The 7,555-nt window shown below is 70.4% G+C and carries 6 protein-coding genes; 3 read left to right on the top strand and 3 right to left on the bottom strand.

The genetic code is table 11. From position 1 onward, the window contains the following. Positions 1-291 precede the first annotated feature (291 nt). From ACIBJF_RS39250 to eutC, 3 genes are read left to right on the top strand one after another with little or no spacing between them, the layout of a single operon-like run. Positions 292-1,851, top strand: a complete 1,560-nt coding sequence (locus tag ACIBJF_RS39250; RefSeq protein ID WP_399181265.1) for an APC family permease — start codon at positions 292-294, stop codon at positions 1,849-1,851. A gap of 46 nt (positions 1,852-1,897) precedes the next feature. Further along, a complete protein-coding gene (gene eutB / locus ACIBJF_RS39245) occupies positions 1,898-3,331 on the top strand; it encodes an ethanolamine ammonia-lyase subunit EutB (RefSeq protein WP_399181263.1) in 1,434 nt (477 codons plus the stop codon). After that, positions 3,328-4,110, top strand: a complete 783-nt coding sequence (eutC, locus tag ACIBJF_RS39240) for an ethanolamine ammonia-lyase subunit EutC (RefSeq protein ID WP_399181261.1) — start codon at positions 3,328-3,330, stop codon at positions 4,108-4,110. The genes eutB and eutC overlap by 4 nt, the downstream gene beginning before the upstream one ends. Positions 4,111-4,196: 86 nt before the next feature. On the opposite strand, the gene ACIBJF_RS39235 is transcribed toward eutC, so the two are convergent. The 3 genes from ACIBJF_RS39235 to ACIBJF_RS39225 are packed head-to-tail and all read right to left on the bottom strand — an operon-like array spanning position 4,197 to position 7,524. Next, positions 4,197-5,054, bottom strand: coding sequence for a transglutaminase domain-containing protein (locus ACIBJF_RS39235; RefSeq protein ID WP_399181259.1), 858 nt, complete (start codon positions 5,052-5,054; stop codon positions 4,197-4,199). Further along, positions 5,054-5,986 carry an alpha-E domain-containing protein gene (locus tag ACIBJF_RS39230; RefSeq protein ID WP_399181257.1) on the bottom strand — a complete coding sequence of 311 codons (933 nt, stop codon included), beginning with the start codon at positions 5,984-5,986 and terminating at the stop codon, positions 5,054-5,056. Before ACIBJF_RS39230 ends, ACIBJF_RS39235 begins: the two co-directional genes overlap by 1 nt. Next, complete coding sequence (locus tag ACIBJF_RS39225) at positions 5,983-7,524, bottom strand: circularly permuted type 2 ATP-grasp protein (RefSeq protein ID WP_399181256.1); 1,542 nt, start codon at positions 7,522-7,524, stop codon at positions 5,983-5,985. The genes ACIBJF_RS39230 and ACIBJF_RS39225 overlap by 4 nt, the downstream gene beginning before the upstream one ends. Positions 7,525-7,555 lie beyond the last annotated feature (31 nt).

Here is a 7,555-nt window from a genome sequence, read left to right as displayed (position 1 = left end):
CTGACGGCGATCCGGCTATCCCTGCCCTGCTCCGCAGGAGTCCGATTCCTCCCCGGCCTGAAGGCCGGGGCATCCTCGGAGGAACCCGGTGAACCACCCCCCCCGACGCGATTGCAGCTCGCAGAGGTGTCACAGGACTTCCTCATTACGGCCTACGCGGCCACGAATGCGTGAGATAAGTCTTTTCGCCCTGCTTAACGAAGGTGAAACGGCGGCCGCCGCATTCCGTAAAGAGGGTTCGCGACGATCGGGCACCTACACCGCCCAGCGCAACATCCGGAGCCAGATCGCGTGACTGCTACAGAATCCGCCCACACGCCCCTCGGCGGTCCCGGCACGGGCGCCACCCCCGAGCCCAAGCGCCTGCGCACCGGGTCACTGGGCATGTGGGGCGTCGTCTTCACCGTGCTGGCCACGGCCGCTCCCATCACCGCCATGACAGGCAACGTGCCCATCGCGATAGGCTCCGGAGCCGGCACGGGGACCCCGGCCACCTTCATCTTCTGCACAGCCGTTCTGGTGATCTTCACCATCGGCTACTCCGCGATGGCCCGGCACATCACCGCCACCGGCGCCTTCTACGGTTTCATCACCCGTGGCCTGGGCCGGGTCGCCGGGCTAGCGAGCGGCCTCATTGCGACTTTTGCCTACGTGGTCTTCGAGGGTTCACTGATCGGGATCTTCGCGTCCTTCTTCAAGACGGACGTGGAGACCTTCGGCGGGCCGAAACTGAGCTGGATCGTCTACGCGCTCGTCGGCATCCTCGCCATCGCGGTACTCGGCTACTTCGACATCGAGCTCTCCGGGAAGGTGCTGGGAGTCTTCCTGGTCGCCGAGGTGCTGATCCTGCTGCTGATGGGCGGCTCGGTGCTCTTCCACGGCGGCGGCCCCGACGGGCTGATGACCGGCTCCCTCGACCCGGCAGGCGGTTTCACCGCGGTGGCCGGCGGCAGCGTGGCGATCGGCCTGTTCTTCGGTTTCTGGTCGTGGGTGGGCTTCGAGACCACGGCGGTCTACGGTGAGGAGTCCCGCAACCCGACCCGGATCATCCCGCGCGCCACCCTGCTCGTCGTCATCGCGCTCGGCGCGCTGTACACCTTCGTCTCATGGATGACCATCGCGGGCAACGGCGCGCACAACGCCGTCACCATCGCCCAGGGCGGTACCGGCAACCCCTTTGACCTCTTCTTCGGCATCACCCAGAAGTTCGTGGGTGTCTGGGCCAAGGACCTCTACCAGGTCCTGACCGTCACCGGCTCCTTCGCCTGTGCGCTGGCCTTCCACAACTCGGCCTCCCGCTACCTCTACGCGATCGGCCGCGAGGGCCTGCACAAGGCCGTCACCCCGCTCGGCGCCACCCACGACAAGCACAAGTCCCCGTGGGTCGCCTCGATCGTGCAGTCCGTGATCACCCTGCTCATCACCTTGTACTTCTTCCTTTTCCAGGCCCCCAGCAAAGCCGCGCCGGACGTGGCGTACTACTACGAGTTCGGCCTGCTGGCCATCATGGGCACGATGGGGATCCTCATCGTCCAGGCGATCTGCTCCGTCTCGGTGATCTGGTACTTCCACGGCGGCAAGCGCCATCCGGAGACCCGTAGCTGGTGGCGGACTCTGCTCTGTCCGGCGGTGGGCGCAGCGGGCATGGCCTACGTCGTCTACCTGCTGTTCAGCAACCTCTCCTTCGCGGCAGGCGCCGCCTCCAACAGCCCCGTCTACACCCTCACCCCCTACGTGGTGATCGGTGTGGGCGTGCTGGGCGCGGTGACAGCGCTCGTGCTCCGGTCCACTGACCGGGCGCGCTACGAGCAGATCGGCAGCACGGTTCTGGCCGAGTCCCACGAGCGCTGAAAGCCCCTCATGCGTACCGCAGAGAGAGTTCGGAGAGGTTGACAGTATGGTCTACCGCAGCACTCTGCGTGGCGAGCGGTTCACGTTCGCCACGCTGCCCGAGCTGCTGGCCAAGGCGAACGAGGTGAAGTCGGGTGACCAGCTCGCCGGACTCGCCGCACGCAGCGAACGGGAGCGAGTCGCGGCCAAGCTCGCCCTGGCCGACGTGCGGCTGGCCGAGATCGCCGAGGCCGCCGTCGTGGAGGACGCGGTGACGGAGGCGGTCTCCGTGCCGGCCGACCCGGCGCGCTTCGCGGAGATCGCCTCGCTCACCGTGGGTGAACTGCGCGAGTCGGTCCTGGAGCCCGACTTCCGGCAGCGCTGGTCGGGCGGGCTGCACGCGGCGATCACCCCGGAGATCGCCGCCGCCTGCGCCAAGCTGATGAGCAATCTGGACCTGGTGGTGGCGGCCGCCCCGCTGCGCCGTACCACCCGCTGCCGTAACACCATGGGCGGTGCGGGCGTCTTCGGCTCTCGCATCCAGCCCAACCACCCCACCGACAGCGTGCGCGGCATCATGCTGTCCGCGCTGGACGGCCTGGCGTTCGGCTGTGGCGACGCGATGATCGGCGTCAACCCGGCCACCGAGTCCGTGCCGGTGATCGGCGAGGTGCTGCGCGGCGTGCACGAGCTGATCGCCCGGCTGGGCATACCCACCCAGTCCTGCGTGCTGGCGCACGTCACCACCCAGCTGGCCGCGCTGGAGGCGGGCGCACCCGTGGATCTGCTCTTCCAGTCGGTCGCCGGGACGGAGGCGGCCAACGCGAGTTTCGGCATCGACCTCGGCCTGCTCGCCCGCGGCCGGGAGGCTGTGCTCGCCCACCATGCCGAACGGGCGGGCGAGTTCGCCGGCGATCAGGTGATGTACTTCGAGACCGGCCAGGGCAGTGCGCTCTCCGCCGAGGCCCACCACGGCGTCGACCAGCTCACCCTGGAGGCGCGGGCGCAGGCAGTGGCCCGGCTCTACGACCCGTTCCTGGTCAACTCGGTGGTCGGCTTCATCGGGCCGGAGTACCTGGCCGACTCGGTGCAGATCACCCGCGCGGGCCTGGAGGACCATTTCGTCGGCAAGCTGATGGGTGTGCCGACCGGCGTGGACGTCTGCTACACCAACCACGCGGATGCCGACCAGAACTCCAACGACAACCTGCTGGTGCTGCTCGCCTCCGCCGGGTGCGCCTTCGTGATGGCCATCCCGGCCGGGGACGACGTGATGCTCAACTACCAGACCACCAGCTACCACGACGTGGTGAGTGTCCGCCGGACGCTGGGGCTGCGCACCGCTCCGGAGTTCGAGTTCTGGCTGGCCGAGATGGGCATCCGCTCCGACGGCCGCCCGGGCGGCGGAGCGCACGCCCTGCCGACCAGCCCGGCCGAGCTCGCCTCCGCGCTGGAGAGCAGTGGAGCCCTGCGCGAACTCCTCCCCGGAGGTGTGGCGTGACGGAGCACATGGAGCTCTGCGCCCCTTTTGCCGACCCGACGCCCGCGGAGCGAACCGCTGCCTGGCTGCGCGCGGCGACCCCCGCTCGTATCTTCACGGGCCGGGCGGGCAGTTCCTACCGCACCGCCACCCTGCTGGCCCTGCGCGGCGACCACGCGGCCGCGCGGGACGCGGTCTCGACGCCGCTGGACCTCGACGCCCCAGGGATGGCCGCGCTGGCCGACCGCTTCCCCTGGACAGTGGTGGCCACCATGGCCGACTCCCGGCACCGCTACCTGCGCCGCCCGGACCTGGGCCGGCGCCTCACCCCGCAAGCGCGGCAGACGATCCGCGCCGAGCACGGACCGGGCCCGGACGTGCAGCTCGTGATCGGCGACGGGCTGTCCTCCACCGCCGTACACGCCCAGGTGCCGGCTCTGCTGCCACTGGTGCACGAGGGCTGCGCGGTGCGCGGCTGGTCCGTGGGCCGTCCGATCGTGGTGCGGCAGTGCCGGGTCGGAGTGCTCAACGAGATCGGCGAGCTGCTGGACCCGGCGGTGGTCGTGCTGCTGATCGGTGAACGCCCGGGCCTGGCGACGGCGGAAAGCCTTTCCGCGTACCTGGCGTACCGGCCGCGTCCCGGGCACACCGACGCGGACCGCAACCTCCTCTCCAACATCCACCGCGCGGGGATTCCGGTGCGGGAGGCCGCGAGCCGGATCGTCGGGCTGGTGGAGGCGCTGATGGCCGACGGGCGGAGCGGAGTGGCCGTCAAGGAGCCTGCCGCACTGGAGAGCTGACTCACGCGCCATGCACCGAGCGACCTCGCTGCAACCACTGACCGGTCGTCCGGGGGGCCGGGAGCGGCTCCCGGCCCCCGCCGCGTTCAGGCGACCCGCGTGAACTCCACGGTCACCTCCGGTGGCCCGCCCGCCACCCCCCGGTACACGCCCTTATGCGGGGGCACGTCGTCGTAGTCGCGGCCGCGGCCGACCACCACGTGGGACTCGTCGGCGCGGGTGCGGTTGGTCGGGTCGTAGCCGCACCAGTCGCCCGCCCAGTACTCGATCCAGGCGTGGCTCTGCCCGGCGACCGGGCGGTGCAGCTCGGCCTCCTGCTCCGGGTGCAGGTAGCCGGACACGTAGCGGGACGGCAGCCCCAGGCCCCGCAGCAGGGCGATGGTGACGTGGGCGATGTCCTGGCAGACGCCCGTGCCCTGCTCCCAGGCCTCGGCGGCGGAGGTGTTGACGCCGGTGGTGCCGGGCAGGTACGACACCCGGTCGGCGACCAGCGAGGAGACGGCGACGGCCGTCTCGTGCGGGTCGAGGCCCGCCGTGGCCTCCCGCGCGTGGGCGATCAGCTCCGCCGGGACCGTCGTACGCACCGTCGGAATCGCGAACTCCAGCAGGCGGGAGCGCGCGGTGCGTTCGGCCACCTCCGCCCAGCCGGGCGGCCCGGGAAGCGGACCGGGCGGGGCCGTCTCTACCAGGCTGGAGGCGGTGATGGTGAGGTCGGAGTGCGGGTCCATCAGGTCGAAGCCGGTCACCTGAGTGCCCCAGTAGTCCCAGTACGACCAGGTCGCGGCCGCCGGGCCGACGGTCACCCGGCCGTCCAGGGTGGTCTGGCCGGGCAGCGTCAGCGGGGTCATGCGGACCTCGTTGTGCGAGGAGACGGCGGCCTGCGCGTAGGAGACGCGGGTTTCGTGCCGGATGCGGAGGCGGCGGATTCCCTTGCTGGTCACCATCACGCTCCTTCCTGGGCCCACTCGACGGCCCCCTGGTACGGGAAGAACTGCTCCGCCACCGCGTCGGCGGACGTCATGCAGGCCTGCTGCAAGTCACCCAGCAGTACCGGTAGTTGCTCCTCAAGAGCGTGCGAGTCCAGGTACTCCAGGCGGGTACGCAGGCGGCCGATCGGGCGGCGTGCCGGGTCCTGGCGGGGGCGGCCCAGCGCGGTCAGGCACTCCTCGGCCGTCGTCAGCGCATGCAGCGCCGAGCGCGGGAAGTCCCGGTCCAGAAGCAGGAATTCGGCCACGCGCGGGGTGTCGCCGAAACCGCCGTACACGCGTGCGTACGCCTCGTCGGCGCCGCTCGCGCTCAGCAGCGTCGGCCAATCCGGCGCGTGCGCCGCGTCCAGCACGCGCACGCTCAGCAGCCGTACGGTCATGTCGACCCGCTCCAGACTCCGGCCCAGGATGACGAACCGCCAGCTGTCGTCCCGGCTCATGGTGGAGTCGGCGAGCCCGAAGAAGAGGGCCGCGCGGCGCCGGACAAGCTCCAGGTAGGCGTACGGGCCCGTACGGCGGGCCGCGAGCCGCTGGTCGGCGAGGGCGTGCCAGGTGGAGTTGAGGCACTCCCACATCTCCGAGGAGATGGCCTCACGGGCGCTGCGGGCATTGAGCCGGGCGGCGCCCAGCGCACCCTCGATGGAACCGGTCGAGCGGGCGTCGAACGCGAGCTGGTCCAGCACCTGCTGCATGTCCACCGGTTCCGCCCCCGCGTCCACGCCGAGGATCGCGTACAGCGACCGGCAGGCCGCGTCCTCGTCGCGCCAGGGGTCCTCCAGCATGCGGTGCAGATAGGCGTCGAGTATCCGGCCGGTAGCGTCCGCCCGCTCGACGTACCGCCCGGTCCAGGTCAGCGCCTCCGCTATCCGGGAGAGGATCACGTCGTTCACTGCTGCGCCCCTTCCTGTACGACCGTGGTGGTGCCGTCGGGACCCAGCTGGCGGGGAGCGACGTCGGGCAGATCGCCGGAGCCGGCAGGGGCCGGCCGCTCGGCGGGGCCCTCGGCGAGTACCCAGGTGTCCTTGGAGCCGCCGCCCTGGCTGGAGTTGACGATCAGGTTGCCCTCCTGGAGGGCGACGCGGGTGAGGCCTCCGGGCAGTACCCAGACATCGTTGCCGTCGTGCACGGCGAACGGGCGCAGGTCGATGTGGCGCGGGGCCATGCGCTCGCCCGCGAGGGTTGGGGAGGTGGAGAGGGCGACGGGCCGCTGCGCGATGAAGCCGCGCGGGTTGGCGATGACGGCTTTGCGGGTGCGTTCGAGGGTGTCGGGGTCGGCCTTCGGTCCGATGACGATGCCCTGACCGCCCGCTCCGTCCACCGGCTTGACGACGAGCTGCTCGATCAGGTCGAGGACTGCCTCCAACTGCTCTGGTTCGTCGGGCCGGTAGGACTCCACATTGGGCAGGACCGGTTCCTCGGACAGGTAGTACCGAATCAGATCCGGGACGTAGGTGTAGAGCAGCTTGTCGTCCGCGATCCCGTTTCCGACGGCGTTCGCGAGCGTGACATTGCCCGCCATCGCCGCGCTCATGATCCCCGGGCAGCCGATCACCGAGTCGGGCCGGAAGTGCAGCGGATCGAGGAAGTCGTCGTCCAGACGCCGGTACACGACGTGGACGGGCACCTCGCCGCGCGTGGTCCGCATCCACACGCGGTTGTTCCGGCACAGCAGGTCGTGCCCCTCCACCAGCTGCACACCCATCAGCCGGGCGAGCAGGGCGTGTTCGAAGTAGGCCGCGTTGTTGGGCCCGGGGGTCAGTACGACGACCCGGGGGTCGGCGGTCCCGTCGGGCGCGGCGGCGCGCAGGGCGGCCAGCAGGCGGTGTCCGTAACCGTCGACGGGCAGCACGTGCTGCTCGGCGAAGAGGGAGGGGAAGATGCGGGTCATCGCGCGCCGGTTCTCGATCACGTACGAGACCCCGCTGGGCACTCGCACGTTGTCCTCCAGCACCCGGAAGTCCCCGGCCTCGTCACGCACGAGGTCGATGCCGGCGACGTGGATGCGCACACCACCGGGAGGCTCGATCCCGTGCGTGACCCGGTGGAAATGGGGGGAGTTGAGGAGCAGCCGCCAGGGCACGACGCCGTCCTCGAAGGCACGGCAGGGACCGTAGGCATCGGCGAGATAGGCCTCCAGGGCCCTGACTCTCTGGCCGACGCCGCGTTGTATGAGATCCCATTCGAGGGCGTCGAGGATGCGCGGCACGAGGTCCAGCGGCCACGGCCGCTCCTCGCCCGCGAAGGCGTAGGTCACACCACGGTCGGTGAACGACCGGGCCATCTGGTCGGCTCTGAAACGCAGTTCACTCGGTGCGATCGGCTGCAGCGCGGCCAGTACCGGCTCATAGGCGGTCCTGACCTCACCCGGCCGCACAAACATCTCATCCCACGCGTCGGCCAACGCGTATGCGTCGAATATATCCGCCATGAGGGGACGTTAAGTGCGGCTCGTAACGCGA

Origin of the sequence: Streptomyces sp. NPDC050743 (genome assembly GCF_044456925.1) — a bacterium.
Taxonomy (GTDB): domain Bacteria; phylum Actinomycetota; class Actinomycetes; order Streptomycetales; family Streptomycetaceae; genus Streptomyces.
This window is presented reverse-complemented; position numbering and strand designations above follow the sequence as displayed.